Source organism: Mycobacterium sp. NPDC050441, from assembly GCF_040655355.1.
In the GTDB taxonomy this organism is placed as follows: domain Bacteria; phylum Actinomycetota; class Actinomycetes; order Mycobacteriales; family Mycobacteriaceae; genus Mycobacterium.
In genome coordinates this window covers 141,288-165,489 of the sequence record NZ_JBFAJS010000006.1, presented here as the reverse complement: position 1 = coordinate 165,489, position 24,202 = coordinate 141,288, and the positions used below count along the sequence as shown (strand labels likewise).

Genomic DNA, 24,202 nt, shown 5'->3' with positions numbered 1-24,202 from the left:
CTACACCTTCTTGGGGGAAAAGAGTTTGGCGACCGTGCGAGCGCCGATATTGAGCAGGGCGATCAGCAGGATCAGCGTCAGCGCCGCACCCCACAGCCGGTCGGTGGGCACCGGGTTGGCGCCTGCGCCCGCCGAGATCTGGTCGTACATCATGCCCGGCAGGGATCCCATGAACCCGCCGAACATGTCGAAGTTCATCGCCTGCGCATAGCCGACCAGGATCAGCAGCGGCGCAGTCTCACCCATCACGCGGGCCAGCGCCAGCATGATTCCGGTGACGATGCCCGACAAGGCCGTCGGGATCACGATTCGGATGATGGTCTTCCACTTCGGCACGCCCAGCGCATAACTCGCCTCACGCAGATCCATCGGGACGATGCGCAGCATCTCCTCGGTAGCCCGCACGATCACCGGAATCATCAACAGCACCAACGACAGCGACACCGCGAACCCGGACCGGCCGAACCCGAACGTGGCCACCCACAACGCGTAGATGAACAGCGCGGCGACGATCGAGGGCACACCGGTGAGGATGTCCACCATGAATGTGGTGACCTTGCCCAAGCGGGTACCGCCGCCGTACTCGACCAGGTACACGCCCACCATCACGCCGATCGGAATGGAGATCAGCGAGCACACGACGCCCTGCAGCAGGGTGCCGACGATCGCGTGATAAGCACCGCCACCGGCAGTGAACGTCGTCATCCCGGACTGGGAATTGGTGAACCAGGTGGCTGAGCTCAATGCGGCCCAGCCCCGGACGATCACCGAGTACAGCACCCAGACCAGGGGCACCAGGGCGACCAGCAGTGACAGGGTCACCAGAACCGTGGCGAGGTGGTTGGTCAGCTTGCGGCGCAGACTCACGCCCTGGAACGCAGGCGACTTGACCGGCCGCTCGAGGGTGGAGGTCATGAGCGCCCCTTCCCGGACACCGCAGCGCGGGCCAGCGAGTTCACCACGAAGGTCAGGATGAACAGCACCAGGCCGGCGGCAATGTAGGCGCCCGCCTTGTACTGATCGTTGAATTCGCTTGCGGTGGCGGCGATCTTGCTCGCGAAGGTGTAGCCGCCGTCGAACAGCGACCAACTGAACGCGGTCTGGGTGCCGCGCAGGATGATCAGCAGCGCAATGGTCTCACCGAGCGCGCGACCCAGACCGAGCATCGCGCCACTGACGTAGCCGGACAACCCGAAGGGCAGCACCGTCGTGCGCACCACTTCCCAGCGGGTGGCGCCGAGCGCCAGCGCGGCCTCGATCTGACCGCGCGGGGTCTGGGTGAACACCTCGCGGGTCACCGCGGTGATGATCGGCAGGATCATCACCGCCAACACGATGCCTGCGGTGAAGATGGTGCCGCCGCCGGCCACCGAGGCATTGCCGGTCTTGAACAGGAACAGCCAGTCCAGGTGCGTATTGAGCCACACCGCAAAGGGTTTGATCGCCGGCGCCAGGACGTACAGGCCCCAGACGCCGTAGACGATCGACGGCACTGCGGCCAGCAGGTCCACCAGATAGGCCAGCGGGCCCGCCAGTCGCCGCGACGAGTACTGAGTCAGGTAGATCGCGATACCCAGGGCCACCGGCATCGCCAGCACCAGAGCGAACAGCGAGACGAACACCGTCACCTGCAGCAGATCGAAGATGCCGAAGTGCATCGCCGAGGTGTCGGTGGTGATCCAGTTGCCGCCGTAGAGGAAGAAGTTCTCCTCGTTACGGGCCAGCGCCGGAATCGCGCGCCAGAGCAGGAACACCCCGATCGCCGCGATCAGCGCGACGATCAGGATGCCCGAACCCTCGGCTAGCGCACGGAAAATTCGGTCACCGAGGCGAACCTTGGCTCCCTTGGACGGATTGGTGGAGATAGGCGCCGGCTCGGGGTGGGGGGACGCGAGCGTCTCCCCCGACCCCGAATCGGCTGGATTCGGCGTAGTCACTGTTGTCCCGTCGGGGCCCCTGGTTGTCATGCGGTCGGTAAATCCATCCTCGCCCAAATCCGTCCTCTAAAGCCAGTCCGGCTACTAAGCGATGGCCTCGACCGAGGTCAGCAGGCGCTGCTTGAACTCGTCGGGGAGCGCGATGTATCCGGCCTGCGACAGGCTGGCCTGGCCCTCATTGGCGGCCACGGTCAGGAAGGACTTGACGGCCGATGCGGTGTCGGCGTCGTACCCCTTGGAGCAAACGATCTCGTAGGTGGCCAGCACCAGCGGGTAGACGCCGGCTTCCTTCGAGGCGTAAAGCGCGTTCAGGTCGAGCACGAGGTCCTTGCCGTCACCCTTGAACTTGGCGGCGCCGACGGCCTTGGTGGTCGACTGGTCGTCCAGCGCCACCGCGCCGGCACCACTGTCGATCTGGGCGTAGGGCAGGCCCGCAGCGGCGGCCGGGCTCTTCTCGACGTAGCCGATCGAGCCGGGGGTGGCCTGAACGGCCTGCACGACGCCGGAGGACTTCTGTGCGCCCTCACCGGCACCGCCCTGGAACTCCTTGCCCGCACCCTTGGTCCAGGTCTGCGGAGCGGCTGCGGCCAGGTACTTCTGGAAGTTGTCGGTGGTGCCCGAGGAATCCGACCGGTAGATCGGCTTGATGTCCAGGTCGGGCAGGGTGGTGCCGGCGTTCAGCGCGGCCACCGCCGGATCGTTCCACTTGGTGATCTGGCCCTGGAAGATCTTGGCGAGCACCTCGGGGTTCACCACGAGCTTGTCGACGCCCTCGACGTTGTAGGCCAGCGCGACCGGGCCGAACACCAGCGGCAGGTTCCAGGCCTCATTGCCCCCGCAGCGATCGGCGGCCTTCTTGACCTGATCGTCCTTGAGCGCCGAGTCGGAGCCGGCGAAGTCGACCTGCTTGGCGATGAACTGATCCACGCCCGCGCCCGATCCGGTCGGGTTGTAGGACAGGTTCTTGCCGGAGCAGACCTGGCCCCACACCTTGTTGAACTCAGCAATGGCGTTCTGCTGCGCCGTCGAGCCCTCGCCCGTCAGAGCGGTCTTGCCGCTGCACTCAGCCGATGCGGCCGAGCTGCTGCCCGCGGCCGGCGAACTGGTGCCGGCAGCGTTGTTGTCGCTGCCACACGCGGTCAGCGTGAGTGCCGCGATGGCCGTCGCGGAAAGCGCCACACCGAACGGCTTACCAATGCTGATGAGCTTCACTTGTCCCACTTTCAATTGACGGCTTCGAACTCTCCGGCAACGTATTCGGCCCCAGTGGACGGCTCGCGGACAGCAGGTGAATCAGCAATGAATAGGTTCAGCGTGTCCACAGCTAAACGGGTTAACCGGCGGCGTACGCCACGTCGACGCCGAACACCTCGAAACCCAAGTTTCGGTAGGTCGCCACGGCCGCCGAGTTATCTGCCTCGACGTAAAGTAGCACCGTCGCCAGGGACCGCTCGGCGAGGTGGTGCAGACCGAGCAGGGTGAGTACCGAGCCCAGGCCTCTCCCCTGCGCGGCGGGGTCGACGCCGACGATGTAGACCTCGCCGAGGTTGCCGTCATGGACTTTCGTCCAGTGGAAGCCGAGCAGAGCCCCGGTGTCTTCGTCGAAAGCCTCGAAGAGGCCGTCGGGGTCGAACCACGGCTCGCTCCGCCGTTCGGCCATTTCCTGCTCGGTCCAGCCGCCCTGTTCCGGATGCCAGGAGAAGGCGGCGTTGTTGACCCGCAGGATCTCGGCGTCGTCCCGGGGCCCGGCGTAGGTACTGATCCGCACGCCCTCGGTGGTGCGCAGCGGCGGCAGGTCGGTCAGCGGGCGACGCATCTGCAGCAGTTCGCGGACCACCTTGAGGTCCAGCGCGGCCGCCAGGGCGCGGGCCGCCTCGAGGTTGCCGTGTGCCCAGATGCGCGTTCCTGCCGCGCCCTCGGCGAGCCCGGCACGGGCCAGCGCAGCACCGATACCGCGCCGTCGGGCGTCCGGACGCACCACGAGTTCGGCCATCGCCGGGTCATCGTCGCCGGCCGGGGCCAGGTTCAGGTACCCGACGAGATCTGCACCGTCGGTCGCCAGCAGGTGGCGGGTCCGGTCCTGGCCGAGCTCACGCAGCACCTGATCGCCGACCGGGGCCACGCCGTCGGCCGCGGTGGCTGCGGCGATGAGTGCACGGATCTCGGCCTGTTCAGCTGCTGGCAGCCCGGTACGCCAGTCGAGGTCGGTCACTGGCTGGGCAACTGCCCGGCGAGCGGCTCGTCGGCCTCGTCCCTTGCCGGGTCGAAGTCGTCGTGATCGTCGTCCGGGGCGGCGTCGCCGGCGCCGGCGCCGGACGCCCCGCCTGCGGCGGTGCGGCCGCGGGACGGGCGCACCGCCTTGTATCCGACGTTGCGGACGGTGCCGATCAGCGATTCGTACTCGGGGCCGAGCTTGGCGCGCAGCCGGCGGACGTGCACGTCGACGGTGCGGGTACCGCCGAAGAAGTCGTAGCCCCACACCTCCTGCAGCAGCTGCGCCCGGGTGAAGACCCGCCCGGCATGCTGTGCGAGGTATTTGAGCAGCTCGAATTCCTTGTAGGTGAGATCGAGGGGACGCCCCCGCAGGCGAGCGGTGTAGGTGCCCTCGTCGATCGCGAGTTCACCGAGGGTGATCTTGCCGACGTTCTCCTGGTTGGCGCCGCCGGCACGCCGGCCGACCAGCAGCCGCAGCCGGGCATCGATCTCGGCCGGGCCCGTGCTGGGAAGCAGGATCTCGTCCAGACCCCATTCGTGGTTGACCGCCACCAACCCGCCCTCGTTGATCACCGCGACGACCGGGACCGAAGTGCCCGTCGTTCCCAGTAGGCGGCACAGGCCGCGAGCAGCAGCGAGATCGGTACGCGCGTCGACGATCGCGACATCGGCACTGCCTGCCTCCAGCAGCGAGGACACCTCGGTCGGTGCGGTGCGCACGGTGTGCGCCAGCAGGGTCAGCGAGGGCAGGACCGACTCAGGGTGCGGGTCGACGGTCAGTAGCAGCAGATCCAACGGGGTCCTCCGGCGCGCCGGCAATCACTTCCCACGATCGCCCGGACCCCGATGTCCACACGGTCGGATTCATGACTGACATGTAGCCGTTACCGGCTTTTGTGAACTAACGATAACGCCTCACCTGCTGATCAGCCGCGCCGAGCGCTTCGATCCGATGGCCGTGGGCGACAATGTGGCGGTGCGCAAACTGCTGATCGGGCTCACCGCGACCGTGACCGCGCTCATCGTCGGGGTCGTCGGCGCCGATTTCGGCTCCGCGATCTACGCCGAGTACCGACTGGCCCGCAACGTCCGCACAGCCGCGGGACTGAGCTGGGACCCGTGGGTCGCGATCCTCGGTTTCCCGTTCCTCACCCAGGTCCGCAACCATCGCTACAGGGAGATCGAGATCCGTGCCGCCGGCGTCGACCACCCGGTGGTCGGCAAGGCCTCACTGGAGGCCACCCTGCACGGCATCGACACCACCGATTCGTCGTGGCTGATCCCGCCTGACGCGAAACTGCCGGTCACGAAGGCCGAGAGCCGCATCATCATCGACTCCACCCACATCGGCAGGTTCATGGGCATCGACGACCTGCTGGTGGAGGCTCCCTCGCGGGAGACCAACGACGCCACCGGGGGCACCACCGAGTCCGGCATCTCCAGCAGTCAGGGGCTGGTGTTCACCGGAACCCCCAAGGGCTCCGGGCTGGACAAGCGGGTCAGTGTCTCGGTCGACCTGTCCTTCGCCGACCGGGACGACACCACCCTGGTCCTGACCGCGACCGGGATCCTGACCGGCCCCGGAACCGCCGACGAGCCGGTACCCGACGAGAAGACCGCCGCGGTGCTGGCCGAGTTCAGCCACACCATCACCGGGCAGAAACTGCCGTTCGGGATCGCCCCGACCACCGCGGGTGCCCGTGGCTCCGACGTGATCATCGAGGGCATCGCCTCGGGAGTAACCCTCGACCTGGCGGGGTTCAGACAGTCATGAGCTCTTCGATGGTGCTTGTGATCGTGGTGCTGATCGCCGCGCTCGGAGTGGCCTACGTGATCGGTCGCCTCATCACGCTGCGCGCCGGCATGATCAGGGCAGGTGAAGAGGCCGCCAACATCGACACCAGTGACCTCGGACTTTCCCACACCGGCCCGACGGTGCTGCATTTCACGGCCGAATGGTGCGGGCCCTGTGCCGGGGTACGACGTGTCGTCGACCAGGTCTGCGCCGCGATGCCCGAAGTTGCCCACGTAGAAATCGACATGGACGCCAATCCCGAAGCCGCCAGGCGGCTTTCGGTGCTGTCGCTGCCCACCACCATCATCTTCGACCGCGATGGACGGCCCCGATACCGCACCAGCGGGGTCCCCAAGGCCGCTGACCTGCGCTCGGCGCTGGAACCACTGTTGGCCTGACCCGGCGGTTATTGGGTAAGCTGTCGGTCGTGTCAGCCCGCCTTGAGCTTGTGCTCACCAAGCGCCGCGCAGTCGATCTGTGCCGCGTCGCGGGTTGCTGCTGTTGTTGTTGCTGTTGAGCGCAGCCGCGCGCTTTTGCGCGCCCGCTCGGGCCTTGTGCTCTGAGCCTGCACACAACCGGACCTTCGACAACAACAGGAGTTCGTTCACATGTCATCGACATCATCCCGACCCATCGCTGGTGTTCAGCCTGCCCAGGTGGACGTGCGGGGGCCGCGGTTCGCCGCCTGGGTCACCACCGCGGTACTGATCGGCACGCTGCTGGTCGCCGGGGTCAACGAGCTCGCGGCCGCGGCGCTGCTGGGCGCCCAGGCGGTGGTGTTCGCCATCGGCGCGGCCGGCGGCCCGCGCAAGCATCCCTACGGCCGTCTGTTCGCCACTTTCATCGCGCCGCGCCTCACACCGGTCACCGAACGCGAGCCGGTGCCGCCCCTGAAGTTCGCCCAGTTGGTCGGCTTCGTTTTCGCCGTCGTCGGCGCCGTGGGGTTCGCCTTCGGCATCACCGCGCTCGGCCTCACCGCCACCGCGTTCGCGTTGGTGGCGGCCTTCCTCAACGCCGCCTTCGGCATCTGCCTGGGTTGCCAGATCTACCCGCTGGTGGCTCGGCTGCGCCGCGCCCCCAGTCCCGCATGACATCCGCCCGACATATCAAATAGCAAGCAACCGAAAGGAATTCGTACATGGCACGTTCCGACGTCCTGGTCTCGACCGAATGGGCCGGGAACAATCTCGACACCGCCGGCGTGGTGTTCGTCGAGGTCGACGAGAACACCAGCGCCTACGACGACGAGGGCCACATCCCCGGCGCCGTCAAACTCGACTGGAAAGACGATCTGCAGGACGCCGTCAAGCGTGACTTCGTCGACCAGCAGCAGTTCTCGAAGCTGCTGTCCGACAAGGGCATCGGCAACGACGACACGGTGATTCTGTACGGCGGCAACAACAACTGGTTCGCGGCCTACGCCTACTGGTACTTCAAGCTGTACGGCCACGCCGACGTCAAGCTGCTCGATGGTGGCCGCAAGCGTTGGGAGCTCGACGCACGTCCGCTGGTCAAGGACGCCGTCAGCCGCCCCGCCACCTCGTACGCCGCCCAGCCCCTGGACAACAACATCCGGGCCTACCGCGACGAGGTCATCGCCGCGATCGGTACGAAGAACCTGGTCGACGTGCGTTCGCCTGACGAGTTCTCCGGCAAGATCCTGGCACCGGCTCACCTGCCACAGGAGCAGAGCCAGCGGCCCGGGCATATCCCCGGCGCCATCAACGTTCCGTGGAGCAAGGCAGCCAACGAGGACGGCACCTTCAAGTCCGACGAGGACCTGGCCAAGCTGTACGCGGCCGCCGGCCTCGACGGCGAGAAGGAGACCATCGCCTACTGCCGGATCGGTGAGCGTTCCTCGCACACCTGGTTCGTGCTGCAGGAACTGCTGGGACACCAGAACGTCAAGAACTACGACGGCAGTTGGACGGAATACGGCTCCCTGGTGGGCGCCCCGATCGAGTTGGGAAGTTGATATGTGCTCTGCACCGAAGCAAGGACTGACGTTGCCGGCCGGCGTCGACCTGGAGAAGGAAACGGTCATCACCGGTCGCGTGGTGGACGGCTCCGGCCAGGCAGTCGGCGGCGCCTTCGTGCGCCTGCTGGACTCCAGCGACGAGTTCACCGCTGAGGTTGTGGCCTCGGCAACCGGCGACTTCCGGTTCTTCGCCGCCCCGGGCACCTGGACGCTGCGCGCCCTGTCCCCCGCGGGCAACGGCGATGCCAGCGTGGCCCCGTCCGGCGCAGGCATCCACGAGGTCGACGTCAAGGTCGCCTGAGACCTATCGGCTCGAACGTGGGCTTGTGTGCGAGATACGTGCGAATCCTCGTACACAAGCCCACGTTCGGCTGGTATAGGGCGCCCCGACCCGGGGCGCCGACACCCTCGACTAGGAACTAGACTCTCTCTCGTGGTGCTCTTCTTTGAGATGATGCTCGTCGCGGCCGTCGTGGTTATCACGTGGTTCGCGTTGTACGCGCTGTACCGCCTCGTCACCGACGAGTCGTGACCTCGGGCGGCGACGCCCCGGCCTCCGGGCCGGGTTCCGGTGACCGCGCCGTAGCGGCAGCCGCCGAACGGGCCAAGGCCACGGCCGCCCGCAACATTCCGGCCTTCGACGACCTTCCGGTGCCTGCCGATACCGCGAACCTGCGCGACGGCGTCGGCCTCAACGACGCACTGTTGGCGCTACTGCCGTTGGTCGGCGTCTGGCGCGGCGAAGGCGAAGGTCGCGACACCCACGGCGACTACCGGTTCGGTCAGCAGATCGTCGTCTCCCATGACGGTGGCGACTACCTGAACTGGGACTCCCGGTCGTGGCGATTGAACGAATCGGGTGAATACGACTCACCCGGCCTGCGCGAAACCGGGTTCTGGCGATTCGTGACCGATCCCGATGATCCGACCGGCCGTGACGAGTCACAGGCCATCGAACTGCTGCTGGCCCATTCGGCTGGCTATGTCGAACTTTTCTACGGCAAGCCCCTCACGCAGGCTTCCTGGGAGCTGGTCACCGACGCCCTGGCCCGCAGTAAGTCCGGGCTGCTGGTGGGCGGCGCCAAACGGCTCTACGGCATTGTCGAAGGCGGCGACCTGGGCTACGTGGAGGAACGTGTAGACGCCGACGGCGGCCTGGTGCCGCATCTGTCGGCCCGACTGTCGCGGTTCGTCGGATGATGCGCCGGCCGATCCTCGCGGCAGGACTGCTTGCCGCGGCAGCGATTCTCGGTGCTTGTTCGTCGGAGGGGCCGCAACCGGCTCCCACCGCGCCGCCTGCCGAGCACGGCACCTACGCGCACTGCATGTCCGGGCACGGCGTGCCCGTCGCGCCCGGCCCGGTCGCCGGGCCTCCGTCAGGGGTGGACGAGCAGACCTGGCAGCAGGCCATCAAGGCGTGTTCGACGCTGGCGCCGGGCCCGAGTTAGTTCTCTCCGTAGCGGTCCGCCGCACAGCGCACACCTAGCCGGCAACCAACCGGTGCTCAGCGGGGTCTCCTACGGTCATCGCCTGAGACAGGCCGCCATGCAGGCGTGCCGGTCACTGTCGCCACAACCGCCCCCGGGGCGATTTTGGCGGCCCGCCGCGGTAATCAGGTCGGGCCCTACCCCAGACATGGGGCGGCCCCCGAGCCTTGGTACCTGGTTGGACTGACCGAGGAGCTCGGGGGCCGGGTGGCTGCGGGGAATTCGCCAGCGCGCGCAGGCAATACCCCCGGCGCTGCTAGCGGGCAGCCACCTCACATGTCCATAAGTCATTCACTTGACGGACCACCTCCTTCCCTGTGTGCAAACGAAGCTACCCCCGTGCGTTCACCCCGACAAGCGATTTATTCGCAGCTCAGCGATCGCAGACGATCGCCGCGTCCACCAGGCCGGAGATGTCGGCGGCCAGCGGCGCATCGGGCAGTCGCTTCCCGTCCAGGGTGTGCACCCGGGCCGCGAGCGTGATACTGGAAATCAGCCAAACCCCTTGTGCGGTAAGCAGATCCGCCGGTTTGAGCGCGCGGAAGTCGCAGTCGTAGCCTTTGTTGCGGGCCACCTCGAACAGTGCCTGCTGGGTGGTGCCGCGCAGGATCGGGTACCACGGCGGCGGGGTCAGCAGCAGTGGTTGACCGTCGGGGCCTTCGTTCGCGATCACCACGGTGGAGCGCGGACCTTCCAGCAGGTAGCCGTCGGAGCTCACGAAGATCACGTCGCCGGCGCCGTGGCGTTCGGCGTGCCGCAGCGCGGCCATGTTCACCGCGTAGGACAGGGTCTTGGCACCTGCAGCCAGCCACGGCATATCGCCGGCAGCCAGGGGTAGCCCGCGGTCCAGGGTGATCGCCGCCAACCCGTCGCGGCGCACGCCGGCGACCCGGTCGGCCAGTGCGCCGATGGTGGCGAATGAGGTCGCCGGGCCGCCGCTCTCGCGGCCTCGGCTGTACACCAGACGCAGCACGCCGTCGCCGTCGTTCTCGGCGACCCAGCGCTGCGCCCCCAGCGCAACCGCCGCTCGCCAGGCCTCGAGTTCCGGCTCGGGCAGATCCAGCATCTTGGCTGACTGGGTGAGCCGGGCCAGGTGCGCCTCCAGCAGGCAGGGCCTGCCGTCACGCACCAGCAGCGTCTCGAACACCCCGTCGCCGCGTACCGCGGCCAGGTCGTCGGCATGCAGCAGCGGGGCGTTGGGGTCGTGGATCTGCCCGTCAAGGGTGACCAGCACGGCTGGTGGGCTCGCCATGGGGCTCCAGCGTAGTTTGCGCCCCGCGAGCAGCTTGGGCGAAGAGCGACAAACGTACAGTTGGCCTATGAGTGCACTACCGTCGGCGGTTCCGGCGCCCGAGGCAGGTCCCGACGCAGGCGCCGTCTGGCATTACGGTGATCCGCTCGGTGAACAGCACGCCGCAGCAGGCGCCGCGGTCCTGGTGGACCGGTCTCACCGGGCCGTCCTCACTCTGGCCGGCAAGGACCGCCAGACGTGGCTGCACAGCATCTCCAGCCAGCACGTCAGCGCATTGCCGGACGGTGCGGTCACCGAGAATCTCAGCCTGGATCTGCAGGGCCGTGTCGAAGATCACTGGATCCAGACCGAACTCGACGGCACCACCTACGTGGACACCGAGCCGTGGCGGGGCGAGCCCCTGCTGGCCTACCTACGCAAGATGGTGTTCTGGTCCGACGTGCAGATCGAGCCGGCCGATATGGCGGTGCTGTCACTGCTGGGGCCTGGGCTGGCCGACGAGAAGGTGATCGCCGCCCTGGGCTGCGGACAGCTGCCGCAGGAGGCGACGGCGGTGGCGCTCCCCGGCGGCGGGTTCCTGCGCCGGCTGCCCGCGTCTGGCATCGAACTGGACCTGGTGGTGCCGCGCGAGTCGGTCGCCGAATACACCCGGCGGCTCATTGACACCGGGGTCCGGCCGGCCGGGGTGTGGGCCTATGAGGCGCACCGGGTGGCGTCCGGAAGGCCGCGGCTGGGGGTGGACACCGATGAGCGGACCATCCCGCACGAGGTCGGTTGGATCGGCGGCCCCGGTGTCGGAGCGGTGCACCTGGACAAGGGCTGCTACCGCGGTCAGGAGACCGTTGCGCGGGTGCACAACCTGGGCAAACCGCCCCGGATGCTGGTGATCCTGCAACTCGACGGTTCCGCTGACCGACCGGTCACCGGCGATGCGGTGACCGCCGGCGGGCGCAACGTCGGCCGCGTCGGCACGGTCGTCGAGCACGCCGACGACGGCCCGATCGCGTTGGCCCTGCTCAAGCGGGGCATACCGGTCGATACCGAGCTGGTCGCCGGGGAGCAGGCTCAGGCACCGGCCGTGATCGACCCGGATTCCATGCCCGCGGCCGATGCCACCGCCGGAGCCGGCCGGGCTGCAGTCGAGCGACTCCGGCGTCGTTAACCCGTGAATCTGCGCATCAGCACGTAAACTCACCCGGTCAACGACGACGTGACGACCGTCTCTTCGCAAATTCTGCGATCCTGGTGATGGTCGTGCAGCTGTGCGACGACGCGGGGCAGTCGGGCCCCCACCGCTCACCGTGGGCAGGGCCTGACAGCACTTCGCGGGCGGGCACGGTAAAGTGTTGGCAGGACAATAAAGACACACAGATCGGAGCCGCCTAGCTATTGGGCCGCTCCGTTATTGCGCGAGGGGGTCCCCCATGGGCCGCGGCCGGGCTAAGGCAAAGCAGACCAAGGTTGCACGTGACCTGAAGTACAGCTCGCCGAATACCGACTTCAGTCAGCTCCAACGTGAGCTGTCGGGATCTCCCGATTCCGGTGACGCCAATGACGACGCCGAAGACTGGTCGGGCGAGGATGACTGGCGGCGCTGAGCCGTCGCCACTCTGTCGTAAAACTTAGATACAGGTCGCGCTGATTGCGCACGTCGCTTATCAGCGCGACCTGTCTAACACCTAAAACCGCGGATGCTGTCCAACCAGGTGGGCGCGCACACTGTCCTTGCCGCCCTTCTTCACGGTTCCCAGCGTCCAGCAGTCCAGGTGACGTGCGGTCAGGATCGCCAGCGCACGGTCGGTGTCCTCAGGGGCGACGACCGCGACCATCCCGATACCCATGTTGAGCGTCTTCTCCATCTCGGCACGCTCGACGCGGCCGCGCTGGGCGATCATCTGGAACACGGGCGCCGGCGTCCACGTACCGCGATCCAGTTCTGCGGTCAGTCCGTGGGGCACGACACGCTCCAGGTTGCCCGCCAACCCGCCACCGGTGACGTGGCAGAACGTGCGGACCTGGGTCTCGGCGGCCAGCGCCAGGCAGTCCTTGGCGTAGATGCGGGTCGGTTCCAGCAGCTCTTCCCCGAGCGTGCGGCCGAATTCCTCGACGTGGCCGGCAAGGTTCATCCGGTCGATCTCCAGCAGCACCTTGCGGGCCAGTGAGTAGCCGTTGGAGTGCAGTCCGCTGGATGCCATGGCGATGATCACGTCGCCGGGGCGGACCCGGTCGGGCCCGAGCACGTTGTCGGCTTCGACGATGCCGACACCGGTCGCGGAGATGTCGTAGTGGTCGGGTTCCATCAGTCCGGGGTGCTCGGCCGTCTCGCCGCCCAGCAGTGCGCAGCCGGCCTGGATGCACCCTTCGGCGATGCCGGAGACGATCGCGCTGACCCGCTCCGGGACGGTGCGGCCGACGGCGATGTAATCCTGCAGGAACAGCGGTTCGGCGCCGCACACCACCAGGTCGTCCACCACCATGGCGACCAGGTCCAGCCCGACCGTGTCGTGCTTGTCCATGGCCTGCGCCACGGCGAGCTTGGTGCCCACCCCATCGGTCGAGGCGGCCAGCACCGGCTCGCGGTATCCGCCCCGCAAGGCGAACAACCCGGCAAAGCCGCCAAGGCCACCCCTGACCTCCGGACGGGTCGCCTTGGCGGCGAGGGGTTTGAAGAGTTCGACGGCGCGGTCACCGGCTTCGATGTCCACTCCGGCCGAAGCGTAGGAAATGCTGCTGTGTTCGGCGATGCCGTGCTGTTCGGCGCCCTTAGTCATCGCAAGCAAGGCTACCGCCCCGACATTGCGGGGGTACAGCGCAGGAGGCGTTAAGGACCCCTCAAGGCCACCACGACGGCCACTACAGCGTCAGGGTCTGCGCAGCGCCGATGCGTTGTCGTTGTCGGGCTGCAGCGGGATACCGGTGCGCGCCGCTGTAGCCAGCATCTGCTCGACGACGTTCTTGCCCAGCGCGGTCTCGCCGGGCAGTTCGATCGGGTAGTTCCCGTCGAAGCAGGCCGAACACAGCCGGGTCGGAGGCTGTTCGGTGGCCGCGATCATGCCCTGCTGGGAGATGTAGCCCAGGCTGTCGGCTCCGATGGCGTGCCGTACCGCTTCCAGCATCTCGCCCTGGTGCTCGGCGGGTGCGGCGTTGGCGATCAGCTCGGCCGGGGTGGCGAAGTCGATGCCGTAGAAGCAGGGCCAGCGAACCGGCGGCGAGGCGATCCGGACGTGGACCTCCAGTGCTCCGGCCTCGCGCAGCATCCGGACCAGTGCGCGCTGAGTATTGCCGCGCACGATCGAATCGTCGACGACGATGAGCCGTTTGCCGCGGATCACTTCCCGCAGCGGGTTGAGCTTGAGCCGGATGCCCAGCTGCCGAATGGTCTGCGAGGGCTGGATGAAGGTGCGGCCCACGTAGGCGTTCTTCATCAGGCCCTGGCCGAACGGGATCCCGGATTCCTGCGCGTAACCGACAGCGGCCGGCGTTCCCGACTCGGGGACGCCGATCACCAGGTCGGCGTCGATCGGGTGCTCGCGGGCCAGCCGACGGCCGATGTCGACGCGCGTGGCGTGTACCGAGCGGCCCACCAGCGTGCTGTCCGGGCGGGCCAGATAGACGTACTCGAAGACGCAGCCCTTGGGTTCGGGGTTGGCGAACCGGGTTGAGCGCACGCCGTCGGCGTCGATGGCCAGCAGTTCACCGGGTTCGATGTCGCGGACGAACGAGGCGCCGACGATGTCGAGCGCGGCGGTTTCCGACGCCACCACCCAGCCGCGGTCGAGCCGGCCCAGCGCCAGCGGACGCACCCCGTGCGGGTCGCGCGCGGCGTAGAGGGTGTTCTCGTCCATGAAGGTCAGGCAGAAGGCTCCGCGCACCGTGGGCAGCAGCTCCAGGGCGGCCTGCTCCAGGGTCGCGTCGGCGGCACCATGGGCCAGCAGCGCGCCCAGGATGTCGGAGTCCGTCGTAGCGGCGATGGTGCCCGTCGACGATCTGTTGTCGATCAGCCCGGCGGCGCGGGCCCGGGTGGCCAGTTCGGCGGTGTTGACCAGGTTGCCGTTGTGGCCGAGTGCGACGCCGGTTCCGGCGGCGGTGTTGCGGAACACCGGCTGGGCGTTCTCCCACGTGGTGGAACCGGTGGTGGAGTAACGGCAGTGCCCGACGGCGACATGGCCCGGCATCGCGGCCAGAGTCTGCTCGTCGAACACCTGGCTGACCAGACCGAGATCTTTGAACACCAGGATCTGCGACCCGTCGGAAACCGCAATACCCGCAGCCTCCTGGCCACGGTGCTGCAGCGCGTACAGGCCGTAATAGCTGAGCTTTGCGACGTCTTCACCCGGGGCCCAGACCCCGAATACGCCGCATTCCTCGCGCGGTTCGTTCTCGTCGAGTTGCTGACCAGTCACGATAGGGCTGCTCCCGGGGCGGCGGTTGGTGACATAACCGAGTCTACGGTCCAGTGGGGCCAAGCAAAGAATCGAATGGCCGTTCCGGCACCGGCATTTACAACAGCGGACGGCACGGTCCCCATTCCGGCGGCGCTGCCCGGTGGTGCGGCCGGCCGCACCCGAATCCGTCGGGATAACCCCATCGACCCACCACATGCCAACGGCAAGGATGGATTTCGTGACGCGCCAACTCTCGGAGAAACCGACAACCGATCCCCTCGATTCCGACGCGGCGGCCCAGCGGCAACCGTGGCCGGAGGTGACGAAGATCGCATTCCGGTTCTGCTTCCTGTACTTCGGCCTGTTCTGTCTGATGTTCGCGCAGATCACCTTTACCTTCTTGGGGGTTGTCGGCCGCTTGCTGCCGGAGCAGGCCGTGATGTGGCAGATGACTGTGCTGGACCCGGTGCTGCGCTGGGTCGGCAGCCATGTCTTCGGGGTCGAGGCGGTACTGCACCGGGATTCCGGCAGCGGGGATCAGGCCGCGATCTGGGTGATGGTGTGCTGTCTGTTGACCGTCGCCGTTGTGGGCACCGCGGTGTGGTCGTGGCTGGACCGGCGGCGGCCGGACTATTCGCGGCTGTGGGCGTGGTTCCTGACGTTTCTGCGACTGTGTGTGGCCGGGCAGATGCTGTTCTACGGATTCGCCAAACTCATCCCGACGCAGATGCCTGCCCCGCCGTTGGCGGCGTTGCTGCGCCCGTACGGCGAGTTCAGCCCGGCGTCGGTGCTGTGGCTACAGGTGGGCAGCTCCTATCCGTACGAGATGGCGCTTGGCGCGGTCGAGGTCGTCGCCGGGCTGCTGCTGTTCCTGCCGCGGACCGCGACGCTGGGCGCGCTGCTGGGCGTGGCCAGCATGGTGCAGGTGTTCCTGCTGAACATGACCTTCGATGTGCCGGTCAAGATTCTGTCCGGACATCTGCTGTTGATGGGTCTGGTGCTGCTGGCCCCGCAGTACCGCCGGCTGGCCGACTTCCTCGTCTTGCAGCGGCGCACCGAGCCGGCCGGGCAGCCCGAGTTGTTCACCGATGCGCGGTCGAACACCATCGCGGCCCGGGTGCAGGCCGTGCTGGGCATCTGGATGGTGGCCGGTTGTGTACTGACCGGCTGGTTGAGTTGGAGCGCGTACGGCGGTGGCCGCGTCAAACCCGAGTTGTACGGAATCTGGACGGTGAGCCGATTCGATGTCGACGGCAGGACGACACCCCCGCTGACCACCGATCAATACCGTTGGCAGCGGGTCGTTTTCGACCTGCCCGAGGTGGTGACCTATGAGCGGATGAGCGGCGAATTGGTGGATGCCCCGGTCAAGGTCGACGGGGACCGACTGACGGTGTCGGGATCGGACGGCTCACCTCTGGCCATGCTGACCGCGTCGCGACCGTCACCGCAGGAATTGCAGCTCACCGGCAAGTTGTCGGGCCGGAACGTCACGATCTGGCTGGACCAGGTGGATCTCGACCAGTTCACCCTGCGTAACCGGGGCTTCCACTGGGTGCAGGAGTACCCGTACTTCAAATGAATCAGTGAGGTCAGTCCCCCAGCGGCACCAGGGGCAACCACCGCGCCACCTCACCGGCCCTCGATCCCGACATCTGCACCGCGGAACCGGCCGCGTCGAGATCGAGCAGTCCGGTTGCCAGCAGCAGCCAGGTCCGCGGGTCGGTCTCCACCACGTTGGGCGGGTTGCCGCGGGTGTGCCGCGGCCCGGCGATGCACTGCACCGCGACGAAGGGCGGCACCCGCACCTCGACGCTGGCGCCCGGGGCCATCGCGGCCAGGCTGCGCGCGGTCAGCCGAACCGCCTCGGCCAGTTCGGTGCGGGCCGGTTCCGGATGGGTGGGTGCGCGCAGCCAGTCGGCCACCACGGCGACCGCCGCCCTGGTCTTTTGCGGATCGACACTGCCTCGCGCGGCCATGCCATAGAGTCTCGCAAAGTGTTTGCCGATCACCGAAATCCGCCGTACCGCATGGCCGGTGCAGTGTTTCTGGCGATCGTCGCGCTGATTCTGGGGTTGATCGTGGCGCAGTTCCGGGGCGCTTTCGAACCCAAGGCACCGCTGACACTGCTGGCCGCACGGGCGGGCCTTGTCCTCGATCCGGGTTCGAAGGTGACCTTCAACGGGGTTCCGATCGGCCGGGTGGGCGCGGTGAGCGCCGACTCCGATCCGGTCCGGGCTCTGGTGCGTCTCGACATCAACCCGAAGTACCTGGACCTGCTGCCGGCCAACGTGCAGACCTCGATCCAGGCGACCACCGTATTCGGCAACAAGTACGTGGCCTTTACCTCACCGGAACATCCGAGCCCGCAACGGGTTTCGATCTCGACGCCCCTCGACGTCACGGCGGTCACCACCGAGTTCAACACGTTGTTCGAGACGATCACCGCGATCACCGAGCAGGTCGACCCGATCAAGCTGAACCAGACCCTGTCCGCCACCGCCCAGGCGTTGACCGGGCTGGGCAGTGCCTTCGGGCAGTCGCTGGCCGACGGCAACACCATCCTCGACGATGTGAACCCGCGCATGCCTGCGCTGCGCCACGACATCACCGCGCTGGCCGATCTCGGCGAACGCTATGCGGCGGCCGGACCTGACCTGTTCGACGGCCTCGCCCACGCCGCGAGCAGCGCCGCCACCTTCAACTCCCAGCGCGGTCACCTCGACGCCGCGCTGGTCGCGGCGATCGGTTTCGCCGGGACCGGCTCCGACATCCTCGAGCGCGGTGGCCCGTATCTGCAGCGCGGCGCGCAGGATCTGATCCCGACGTCGAAGCTGTTCGACAAGTATCAGGGGCAGCTCTTCTGCACGATCCGCAACTACCACGACGTCGCGCCCGCCTTCTATGCGACGTTCGGCGGCGACAACGGATATTCCTTCGAAAGCACCGGGACCTTGTCGAGCATCGGCGTGGGCAACATGTACGTCTATCCGGACAATTTGCCGCGGGTCAACGCCAAGGGCGGGCCCGAGGGCAAGCCCGGTTGCTGGAAGCCGATCACCGCCGACCTGTGGCCTGCGCCGTATCTGGTGATGGACACCGGGCTGTCGATCGCGCCGTACAACCATGTCGAACTCGGCTCGCCGATCTTCACCGACTACGTCTGGGGCCGACAGATCGGTGAGCCCACGATCAATCCGTGACGGCTCTACGATCTTGATCCAGGGGATTTCGGGTGAGAGGGGACTTTGTGAACGGTAGTGCCGATGCCTAAACGCGCAGTACCGGCGAGCCCCGGGCCACCCACCGCCTGGCCCCCTCCACTTCCAGCCTGGCGCGCCATCGGCCTGTCCCTCGCACCGATCGGCGCCGCGATCTTCAACGGGATCGCCGGCCTGTGCGCCGCAGTAATCGCGGCGGTGTTGGTCTTCGCGTTCGCCCGCCTGCACCGGCACGCGCCGCAGGCGGTGTCGACAGGTGACCTCGTCGCCGCCACCGTCGGTCCGGCGGCCGGGCGGTTCACCAGCCTCATCCAACTGGCGGCGTATGCGCTCCTGGGGGTGGGTGCCGCCCTGGCGCTCGCGCTGCAGCCCTTGACCGGCGCACCGGATCTGGAGACGGCGCTGGCCGGCTGGTGGTGGCCCGGTTGGTCGGTGGCCGTGGTGGTCATCGCCGGTGCGGTGGTGGCCTACCTGCCCACCCGGGCGGTGGGTGCGACGGCTGCCGCGCTGGCCGGCGTGGGCCTGCTGATCTTCCTTTATCTGGCGCTCGCGATCGTGGCCCGGGTGGCAACGGGCACACCGCCGATGGCGATGGGGAGCACTCACGTCGATTCGGTCCTGCTGGCCACCGCGGGGGCCATACCGCTCGGCCTCGGCCTGGTCGGTTTCGAGGCGGCGACCGTGGTGAGCGGCCGTCTGGAGTCGGTGGCACGCCCGGTGGGCACCGCGGTGGGGGTTACGGCACTGGGCGCGGTGGCCCTGTTGTCGGCCGCCAACATGGGCGCGACCGGCGGGTTTCACAGCACCGCCGTGAATCTCTCGCTGATCGTTTCCCAGTTCTTCGCCGATGCCGGGTTCTACTGGTTCACCACCGCTGCGTTGTGTCTGGGCTCGGCCGCGTTGCTGGCCCTGATGTGGGCGGCCACCCGGGTCGCGGGGCGGCTGTTCGGTTCCGGTCCGGAGGTGGCGCTCCTGGTTCCCGCGGTGATGTGCGTGCTGGCCATGGCGTTCTCCCGGTTCCAGGATCACCTCGGCAGGCTGCAGATGACAGTCCCCGCGCTGCTCCTTCTGGTGGTCTATGTGCTTGTCACCGAAGCCAATTCGCGTGTCGAGGGTTCCGCTGCGGCACAGCAGATACCGCGGCTGGTCCTGGCCGTGGTGGCGGTCGGTGTGGTGTTGATCCCACTGCGGGTCACCGATTTCTCGATGCCCACGTTGTGGCCCCTGGTCGTCACGGCTGCGATCCTCGCGGTGGCAGCGCTGCTGGCGCGGCTTGGTAGGCCAGTGCAGCCAGCGCGCCCGCCTCATTGATCGCCAGGTGCGCCAGCATCGGCGCGGCCAGACTCGCCGAGCGCTGCGCAAGCCAGCCGAACACCCACCCGGCAACCCCGGTGACCAGCACGGTGGGAATCACGGGTTGGCCTACGGCCCGGGCATCGGAGATGTGTGACAGCCCGAAGGCGGTGGCCTGCAGCATCTGACCGCCGGCCGGACCGAACGCTTCCGCACCGACCTTGCCCAGTGCGGCACGGAAGGCGGCCTCCTCCGGCCAGACGGTCCCGAGCGGGATCCGCAGCGCCAGCCAGCTGCCGGGCGCTGCGGGCAGGGTCTTCTGGCGCATCCCGGTGCGGACGATCGGCACCGCCGACGTCGCCGCCACACCGGCGCTCACCGCGGTCGCGGCCGCCGCGCCCAGCCGTACACCCGACCACAACGCGGGCGGCCTTAGGCCCGGTCGGGCCCCGGTTCCGACCAGCAGGGCACTGCCGAGAGTCGCCCGCACCAGCGGCTGCCACCGGGCCGGCAACCTCGGATCGACCAGGCCCTTCCACGTCACCAGGCCCGCCGCCAGCGCCACGGCGCGAATCCGGGCGGCCGCCATCAGTATTCGGGTCCGTCGTCGGCCGCGGCCTTCGCCAGCGCCAGCCGGATACGTTCGGTGTCGTGGGACGTCCAGCCGTCCGGTGGGGCCACCGCAGCCCAGCCGTCGAGCACCGATTCGCCGTAGTTGTGCCCATGTCCGTTGGGGACGCTCGATGCGTTGGTGATGTCGGCCGCCACCTGCCAGAACGTGATGATCGGATACCACCGCATCGAGGCGGTTCGGTCCCCGCCCGGCGCCTCGACCAGCCAATCCGGTTCGGAGAACAGCAGATCCGTCGACCACCAGATGATCGGGTCGGACGGGTGTTGCAGGAACAGGACCCTGGTGCCTTCCCACGGCGCGGCGGCATCGTCCGCGATCTCGGCGGCATCGGCGGCCTCGGAGAACCGGACGGTGCGACCGTTGTCGTAGCGGGGACGCACCTCCGGGGTCCCCGGATCGCGGCGCACGGTCAGGCCGCGCCACAGCGGGCTGGCGTTGGGCGGGCCGACCCACAGCACCGAGGAGAAGCCCATCCTGGAGATGTCGGGCAGCCAGCTGAATGCGCCCTGCCCGGCCATAGATCCCAGGCTCTCCCCGTAGAGCACCAGCTTGGGGCGGTGTTCGGGCGGCAACTGCTCCCACCGTGCGTGGATCGCGTCGATCATCAGCCTGCCGATGTTCATGGACTTCTCCTGGTCGCCCATGAACGAAATCCAGCTCGGCAGATAGGAATACTGCATGCCGACCATCGCGGTGTCGCCGTTGTACATCAGCTCCAGCGCGCGGGCGGCCAGCGGGTTGACCCAGCCGGTGCCGGTGGTGGGGACGATGACCAGAAGCTTGCGGTCGAAGGCATGGGTGCGCTCAAGCTCGCTGAGCAGCACCGCGATCCGCTGATCGTCGGAATCGGCGGTGGGCAAACCGGCGTACACCCGGATCGGTTCTCTGGCCGGCGCACCGTTGAGCTTCTCCAGCTCGGCCGCGCGCGGACCGGTCGCGACAAAGTTGCGGCCCTGAAACCCCAGCGAATCCCAGGTCGCGAATGATGCTGGGCTGCCTGATCTTTCGGGTTCAGTCGGCTGGCTTATGCCCGCACCGGTGGTGGCGTTCTGCGGCTGGAACACGCGGCTGGCCCCGGCCAGGAACCCGCGGTACAGCACACCGTTGACGAGCGTGACGACGAGCACCACCACGATGGCGGTCCCGATGAACTGAGCCACCTCGCGGTGCAGATGCCAGCGCCGGATGAACCACCTGGCCAGCAGCCGCACGGTATCGCGCAGCATCCGCGCGGTGGCGATCAGCGCGCCGGCCACCGCGACCGCAATGATCAGGGTGCGCAGATAGCCCAGCGTGGCCGGGCCTTCCATACCCATCAACGCCGAGACCTGCCGTTGCCAGGCCGCCGCGGGGATCAGCATCAGGATGGATGCCGTGATCGCCCCGGCGACGACGACCGCCTTGAGGCCGAGCAACACGGGCTTACCCGGGGGCCACCATGCCCGGCGCCGTAAAGCAAAGCGGTACAGCACTTTTCCCAGCAGGACCCCGATCCCGTAGCCGATGGCGGCGTTGATGCCGCCGATCAGGCCGGCGAACAGCCAGTCGCGCGGCAGCAGTGACGGGGTCAGCGAGAGACAGAAGAACAGGGCTCCCACGGCAATGCCGGTGAAGTCCAGTCGCACCAGGCTCCAGGCCCAGCGCAGCAGAGGATGACGTTCGTCGAGGGTTCTCGCCGTCACCCGAACAGCCCGGGCAGCACGCCCTCCGACGTGCTCCGTAGCTCCGCGAGGGTGATGCTGAACTGTCCCTGGACCTCGATCGAGGGTTCTCCGCCTTCGGGGCCCTGGTCCACTACGCCGACCCGGGTGACCGGTAGGTCCCTGGCCTCACACATCGACCGGAACCGGCTCTCCTCGGTGCGCGGCACGGCCACCAGAACGCGGCCCGCGGACTCGGAGAACAGGAAGACGAACGGATCGATACCTTCGGGGAGATCCTCCGGAAGGATGACCCGGCAACCGGTTTCACCGGCCAGCGCGGCCTCGACCACAGCCTGGATCAGCCCGCCCTCGGACAGATCGTGCGCCGCGGAGATCAGGCCGTCGCGCGATGCCGCGGTCAGGACCTCGGCCAGCAGTTTCTCACGGGCCAGATCCACCCTCGGCGGAACTCCGCCCAGGTGATCACCGGTGACCTGCGCCCAGACCGACCCGTCGAACTCGTCGTGGGTGTCGCCGAGCAGCAGCAGCGTCTCACCCGGTTCGGTACCCAGCCCGGTGGGGATGCGTCGCTTCACGTCGTCGATCACACCGAGCACGCCGACCACCGGCGTCGGCAGGATCGCGGTGGATCCGGTCTGGTTGTAGAAGCTGACGTTGCCGCCGGTGACCGGAATGCCAAGGACGGCACAGCCATCGGCCAGCCCGCGGACGGCCTGGCTGAACTGCCACATCACACCCGGATCCTCGGGGGACCCGAAGTTGAGGCAGTTGGTCACGGCGACCGGGGTGGCGCCGGTGACCGCGACGTTGCGGTAGGCCTCGGCCAGCGCCAGTTGTGCGCCGGTGTACGGGTCGAGCTGGGTGTAGCGGCCTGACGCGTCGGTGGACACCGCGATGCCGCGGCCCGTGGCCTCGTCGATGCGCAGGACACCGCCGTCGGCATGCTCGGCCAGCACGGTGTTGCCGCGCACGTAGCGGTCGTACTGCTCGGTGATGAACGCCCGGCTGCACAGGTGCGGGCTGCCGATGAGCGCCAGCAGGGTGGCCTTGAGCTCGTCGCCGGTCTTGGGTCGCGGCAGTTTGGCCGAGGTATCGGCGACCAGGGCGTCCTGGCTGTCGGGGCGGACCACCGGACGCTCGTAGACGGGGCCTTCGTGGGCCACGGTCCGCGGCGGCACGTCGACCACGGTGTCGCCGTGCCAGGTGATCTGCAGCCGGTCCCCGTCGGTGACCTCACCGATCACGGTGGCCAGCACGTCCCACTTGCGGCACACCGCCAGGAACGCGTCGACGTTCTCGGGGGTGACCACGGCGCACATGCGTTCCTGCGACTCGCTGGAGAGCACCTCGGCCGGGTTCATGTCCTTGGCGCGCAGCGGCACCTGGTCCAGCTCGATGTGCATGCCGCCGTCACCGGCGGAGGCGAGTTCCGAGGTGGCACAAGACAATCCGGCACCGCCGAGGTCCTGGATACCGACCACCAGGCCGGCCGAGTACAGCTCGAGGCAACACTCGATGAGCACCTTCTCGGTGAACGGATCGCCCACCTGAACGCTCGGTAGCTTCTTGCGGCCCGCGCCGCTCTCGTCGCCGCTGAAGGTGTCCGACGCCAGCACCGAGACACCACCGATGCCGTCGAGGCCGGTGCGCGCACCGAACAGGATGATCTTGTTGCCGGTGCCCGAGGCGAACGCCAGGTGCAGGTCTTCCTTGCGCAGCGCACCGACGCACAGCGCGTTGACCAACGGGTTGCCCGCATAGGAGGGGTCGAAGATCGTCTCGCCGCCGATGTTGGGCAGGCCCAGCGAGTTGCCGTAGCCGCCGACACCGCGCACCACGCCATCGAGCACGCGGCGGGTGTCCGGTGCGTCGGCCGCGCCGAAGCGCAGCTGGTCCATGACCGCCACCGGCCGGGCACCCATCGCCATGATGTCGCGGACGATGCCGCCGACGCCGGTCGCCGCACCCTGGTAGGGCTCGACGTAGGACGGGTGGTTGTGCGACTCGACCTTGAAGGTGACCGCCCAGCCGTCGCCGATGTCGACGACGCCGGCGTTCTCGCCGATGCCGGCCAGCATGCCGGCGCGCATCTCCTCGGTGGTGGTCTCACCGAAGTAGCGCAGGTGCACCTTGGAGGATTTGTAGGAGCAGTGTTCGCTCCACATCACCGAGTACATGGCCAGCTCGGCGTCAGTGGGGCGGCGACCCAGGATCTCGCGAATCCGCTCGTACTCGTCGTCCTTGAGGCCGAGTTCGCGGTACGGCTGGGGCTGATCGGGGGTGGCGGCTGCCCGCTGCACCGTGTCGATGTCGTGGGTGAGCTCAGACGTCACGCCCAAGAG

At 67.9% G+C, this 24,202-nt stretch carries 25 protein-coding genes; 13 read left to right on the top strand and 12 right to left on the bottom strand.

The features are described 5' to 3' along the window. From pstA to AB0I14_RS19115, 5 genes are all read right to left on the bottom strand, one after another. Entirely contained in the window at positions 1-915 is a 915-nt protein-coding gene (gene pstA, locus AB0I14_RS19135) for a phosphate ABC transporter permease PstA (RefSeq protein ID WP_358024819.1), read from the bottom strand. Next, on the bottom strand, positions 912-1,967 hold the full coding sequence (gene pstC, locus AB0I14_RS19130) for a phosphate ABC transporter permease subunit PstC (protein ID WP_358024816.1): 1,056 nt from the start codon (positions 1,965-1,967) through the stop codon (positions 912-914). The genes pstA and pstC overlap by 4 nt, the downstream gene beginning before the upstream one ends. A gap of 54 nt (positions 1,968-2,021) precedes the next feature. Continuing rightward, positions 2,022-3,149: a phosphate ABC transporter substrate-binding protein PstS gene (gene pstS, locus AB0I14_RS19125; protein ID WP_358024813.1), complete on the bottom strand. Its 1,128-nt coding sequence runs from the start codon at positions 3,147-3,149 to the stop codon at positions 2,022-2,024. Positions 3,150-3,270: 121 nt separating this feature from the next. After that, positions 3,271-4,149 (bottom strand): mycothiol synthase, encoded by an 879-nt coding sequence (gene mshD / locus AB0I14_RS19120; protein ID WP_358024810.1) that lies wholly within the window; start codon positions 4,147-4,149, stop codon positions 3,271-3,273. After that, positions 4,146-4,946, bottom strand: coding sequence for a response regulator transcription factor (locus tag AB0I14_RS19115; protein ID WP_358024807.1), 801 nt, complete (start codon positions 4,944-4,946; stop codon positions 4,146-4,148). Before AB0I14_RS19115 ends, mshD begins: the two co-directional genes overlap by 4 nt. Before the next feature lie 163 nt (positions 4,947-5,109). On the opposite strand from AB0I14_RS19115, the gene lmeA reads away from it, so the two are divergent. From lmeA to AB0I14_RS19075, 8 genes are all read left to right on the top strand, one after another. Beyond that, on the top strand, positions 5,110-5,925 hold the full coding sequence (lmeA, locus tag AB0I14_RS19110; protein ID WP_358025472.1) for a mannan chain length control protein LmeA: 816 nt from the start codon (positions 5,110-5,112) through the stop codon (positions 5,923-5,925). Then, the gene (locus tag AB0I14_RS19105; protein WP_358024804.1) at positions 5,922-6,344 is read left to right on the top strand and encodes a thioredoxin family protein; all 423 of its coding nucleotides are present in this window, start codon (positions 5,922-5,924) and stop codon (positions 6,342-6,344) included. The genes lmeA and AB0I14_RS19105 overlap by 4 nt, the downstream gene beginning before the upstream one ends. 29 nt (positions 6,345-6,373) lie before the next feature. Continuing rightward, positions 6,374-6,463 carry an Ms5788A family Cys-rich leader peptide gene (locus AB0I14_RS19100; protein ID WP_350222965.1) on the top strand — a complete coding sequence of 30 codons (90 nt, stop codon included), beginning with the start codon at positions 6,374-6,376 and terminating at the stop codon, positions 6,461-6,463. A 91-nt stretch (positions 6,464-6,554) separates the two neighbouring features. Further along, on the top strand, positions 6,555-7,037 hold the full coding sequence (locus AB0I14_RS19095; protein WP_358024801.1) for a DUF4395 domain-containing protein: 483 nt from the start codon (positions 6,555-6,557) through the stop codon (positions 7,035-7,037). 47 nt (positions 7,038-7,084) lie between these two features. Continuing rightward, the gene (locus AB0I14_RS19090) at positions 7,085-7,921 is read left to right on the top strand and encodes a sulfurtransferase (protein WP_358024799.1); all 837 of its coding nucleotides are present in this window, start codon (positions 7,085-7,087) and stop codon (positions 7,919-7,921) included. Position 7,922: 1 nt separating this feature from the next. Next, complete coding sequence (locus AB0I14_RS19085) at positions 7,923-8,225, top strand: DUF1416 domain-containing protein (protein ID WP_029110402.1); 303 nt, start codon at positions 7,923-7,925, stop codon at positions 8,223-8,225. Between the two features lie 227 nt (positions 8,226-8,452). Further along, positions 8,453-9,124 carry an FABP family protein gene (locus AB0I14_RS19080; RefSeq protein WP_358024796.1) on the top strand — a complete coding sequence of 224 codons (672 nt, stop codon included), beginning with the start codon at positions 8,453-8,455 and terminating at the stop codon, positions 9,122-9,124. Further along, complete coding sequence (locus tag AB0I14_RS19075; RefSeq protein WP_358025470.1) at positions 9,124-9,372, top strand: hypothetical protein; 249 nt, start codon at positions 9,124-9,126, stop codon at positions 9,370-9,372. Before AB0I14_RS19080 ends, AB0I14_RS19075 begins: the two co-directional genes overlap by 1 nt. 412 nt (positions 9,373-9,784) lie before the next feature. On the opposite strand, the gene AB0I14_RS19070 is transcribed toward AB0I14_RS19075, so the two are convergent. Further along, a complete protein-coding gene (locus AB0I14_RS19070; protein ID WP_358024793.1) occupies positions 9,785-10,663 on the bottom strand; it encodes an aminodeoxychorismate lyase in 879 nt (292 codons plus the stop codon). A 67-nt stretch (positions 10,664-10,730) separates the two neighbouring features. Here AB0I14_RS19070 and AB0I14_RS19065 point away from each other — a divergent pair, with 67 nt between their 5' ends. Then, positions 10,731-11,825 carry a folate-binding protein YgfZ gene (locus tag AB0I14_RS19065; RefSeq protein WP_358024790.1) on the top strand — a complete coding sequence of 365 codons (1,095 nt, stop codon included), beginning with the start codon at positions 10,731-10,733 and terminating at the stop codon, positions 11,823-11,825. A gap of 262 nt (positions 11,826-12,087) precedes the next feature. Beyond that, positions 12,088-12,261 carry a DUF3073 domain-containing protein gene (locus tag AB0I14_RS19060; protein WP_082449106.1) on the top strand — a complete coding sequence of 58 codons (174 nt, stop codon included), beginning with the start codon at positions 12,088-12,090 and terminating at the stop codon, positions 12,259-12,261. Between the two features lie 81 nt (positions 12,262-12,342). Here the strand turns inward: AB0I14_RS19060 and purM are convergent, their stop codons facing one another. Together purM and purF are read right to left on the bottom strand one after the other, a co-directional pair. Further along, a complete protein-coding gene (gene purM / locus AB0I14_RS19055) occupies positions 12,343-13,434 on the bottom strand; it encodes a phosphoribosylformylglycinamidine cyclo-ligase (RefSeq protein ID WP_358024787.1) in 1,092 nt (363 codons plus the stop codon). 90 nt (positions 13,435-13,524) lie between these two features. Next, entirely contained in the window at positions 13,525-15,066 is a 1,542-nt protein-coding gene (purF, locus tag AB0I14_RS19050) for an amidophosphoribosyltransferase (protein WP_358024784.1), read from the bottom strand. A gap of 355 nt (positions 15,067-15,421) precedes the next feature. On the opposite strand from purF, the gene AB0I14_RS19045 reads away from it, so the two are divergent. Continuing rightward, positions 15,422-16,630, top strand: coding sequence for a DoxX family protein (locus AB0I14_RS19045; protein WP_358025468.1), 1,209 nt, complete (start codon positions 15,422-15,424; stop codon positions 16,628-16,630). Between the two features lie 10 nt (positions 16,631-16,640). Here AB0I14_RS19045 and AB0I14_RS19040 read toward each other — a convergent pair whose 3' ends face one another. After that, positions 16,641-17,027, bottom strand: coding sequence for a sterol carrier family protein (locus AB0I14_RS19040; protein WP_358024781.1), 387 nt, complete (start codon positions 17,025-17,027; stop codon positions 16,641-16,643). A gap of 51 nt (positions 17,028-17,078) precedes the next feature. Here AB0I14_RS19040 and AB0I14_RS19035 point away from each other — a divergent pair, with 51 nt between their 5' ends. Beyond that, a complete protein-coding gene (locus tag AB0I14_RS19035) occupies positions 17,079-18,251 on the top strand; it encodes an MCE family protein (protein ID WP_358025466.1) in 1,173 nt (390 codons plus the stop codon). A 63-nt stretch (positions 18,252-18,314) separates the two neighbouring features. Next, entirely contained in the window at positions 18,315-19,580 is a 1,266-nt protein-coding gene (locus AB0I14_RS19030) for a hypothetical protein (protein ID WP_358024778.1), read from the top strand. Here the strand turns inward: AB0I14_RS19030 and AB0I14_RS19025 are convergent. Genes AB0I14_RS19025 through purL form a run of 3 tightly spaced genes read right to left on the bottom strand, consistent with a single transcriptional unit; the run spans position 19,501 to position 24,193 of the window. Further along, on the bottom strand, positions 19,501-20,151 hold the full coding sequence (locus AB0I14_RS19025) for a CPBP family intramembrane glutamic endopeptidase (protein ID WP_358024774.1): 651 nt from the start codon (positions 20,149-20,151) through the stop codon (positions 19,501-19,503). The genes AB0I14_RS19030 and AB0I14_RS19025 overlap by 80 nt on opposite strands. Continuing rightward, positions 20,151-21,878: an alpha/beta hydrolase gene (locus tag AB0I14_RS19020; RefSeq protein WP_358024771.1), complete on the bottom strand. Its 1,728-nt coding sequence runs from the start codon at positions 21,876-21,878 to the stop codon at positions 20,151-20,153. The genes AB0I14_RS19025 and AB0I14_RS19020 overlap by 1 nt, the downstream gene beginning before the upstream one ends. Then, positions 21,875-24,193: a phosphoribosylformylglycinamidine synthase subunit PurL gene (purL, locus tag AB0I14_RS19015; RefSeq protein WP_358024768.1), complete on the bottom strand. Its 2,319-nt coding sequence runs from the start codon at positions 24,191-24,193 to the stop codon at positions 21,875-21,877. Before purL ends, AB0I14_RS19020 begins: the two co-directional genes overlap by 4 nt. Positions 24,194-24,202 lie beyond the last annotated feature (9 nt).

Coding starts and splice junctions, on each gene's coding strand:
- pstA (WP_358024819.1), bottom strand. CDS start 915: ATGACCTCCACCCTCGAGCGGCCGGTCAAGTCGCCTGCGTTCCAGGGC.
- pstC (WP_358024816.1), bottom strand. CDS start 1,967: ATGACAACCAGGGGCCCCGACGGGACAACAGTGACTACGCCGAATCCA.
- AB0I14_RS19105 (WP_358024804.1), top strand. CDS start 5,922: ATGAGCTCTTCGATGGTGCTTGTGATCGTGGTGCTGATCGCCGCGCTC.
- AB0I14_RS19095 (WP_358024801.1), top strand. CDS start 6,555: ATGTCATCGACATCATCCCGACCCATCGCTGGTGTTCAGCCTGCCCAG.
- AB0I14_RS19090 (WP_358024799.1), top strand. CDS start 7,085: ATGGCACGTTCCGACGTCCTGGTCTCGACCGAATGGGCCGGGAACAAT.
- AB0I14_RS19085 (WP_029110402.1), top strand. CDS start 7,923: ATGTGCTCTGCACCGAAGCAAGGACTGACGTTGCCGGCCGGCGTCGAC.
- AB0I14_RS19075 (WP_358025470.1), top strand. CDS start 9,124: ATGCGCCGGCCGATCCTCGCGGCAGGACTGCTTGCCGCGGCAGCGATT.
- AB0I14_RS19070 (WP_358024793.1), bottom strand. CDS start 10,663: ATGGCGAGCCCACCAGCCGTGCTGGTCACCCTTGACGGGCAGATCCAC.
- AB0I14_RS19065 (WP_358024790.1), top strand. CDS start 10,731: ATGAGTGCACTACCGTCGGCGGTTCCGGCGCCCGAGGCAGGTCCCGAC.
- AB0I14_RS19060 (WP_082449106.1), top strand. CDS start 12,088: ATGGGCCGCGGCCGGGCTAAGGCAAAGCAGACCAAGGTTGCACGTGAC.
- purM (WP_358024787.1), bottom strand. CDS start 13,434: ATGACTAAGGGCGCCGAACAGCACGGCATCGCCGAACACAGCAGCATT.
- AB0I14_RS19045 (WP_358025468.1), top strand. CDS start 15,422: ATGTTCGCGCAGATCACCTTTACCTTCTTGGGGGTTGTCGGCCGCTTG.
- AB0I14_RS19040 (WP_358024781.1), bottom strand. CDS start 17,027: ATGGCCGCGCGAGGCAGTGTCGATCCGCAAAAGACCAGGGCGGCGGTC.
- AB0I14_RS19035 (WP_358025466.1), top strand. CDS start 17,079: ATGGCCGGTGCAGTGTTTCTGGCGATCGTCGCGCTGATTCTGGGGTTG.
- AB0I14_RS19030 (WP_358024778.1), top strand. CDS start 18,315: ATGCCTAAACGCGCAGTACCGGCGAGCCCCGGGCCACCCACCGCCTGG.
- AB0I14_RS19025 (WP_358024774.1), bottom strand. CDS start 20,151: ATGGCGGCCGCCCGGATTCGCGCCGTGGCGCTGGCGGCGGGCCTGGTG.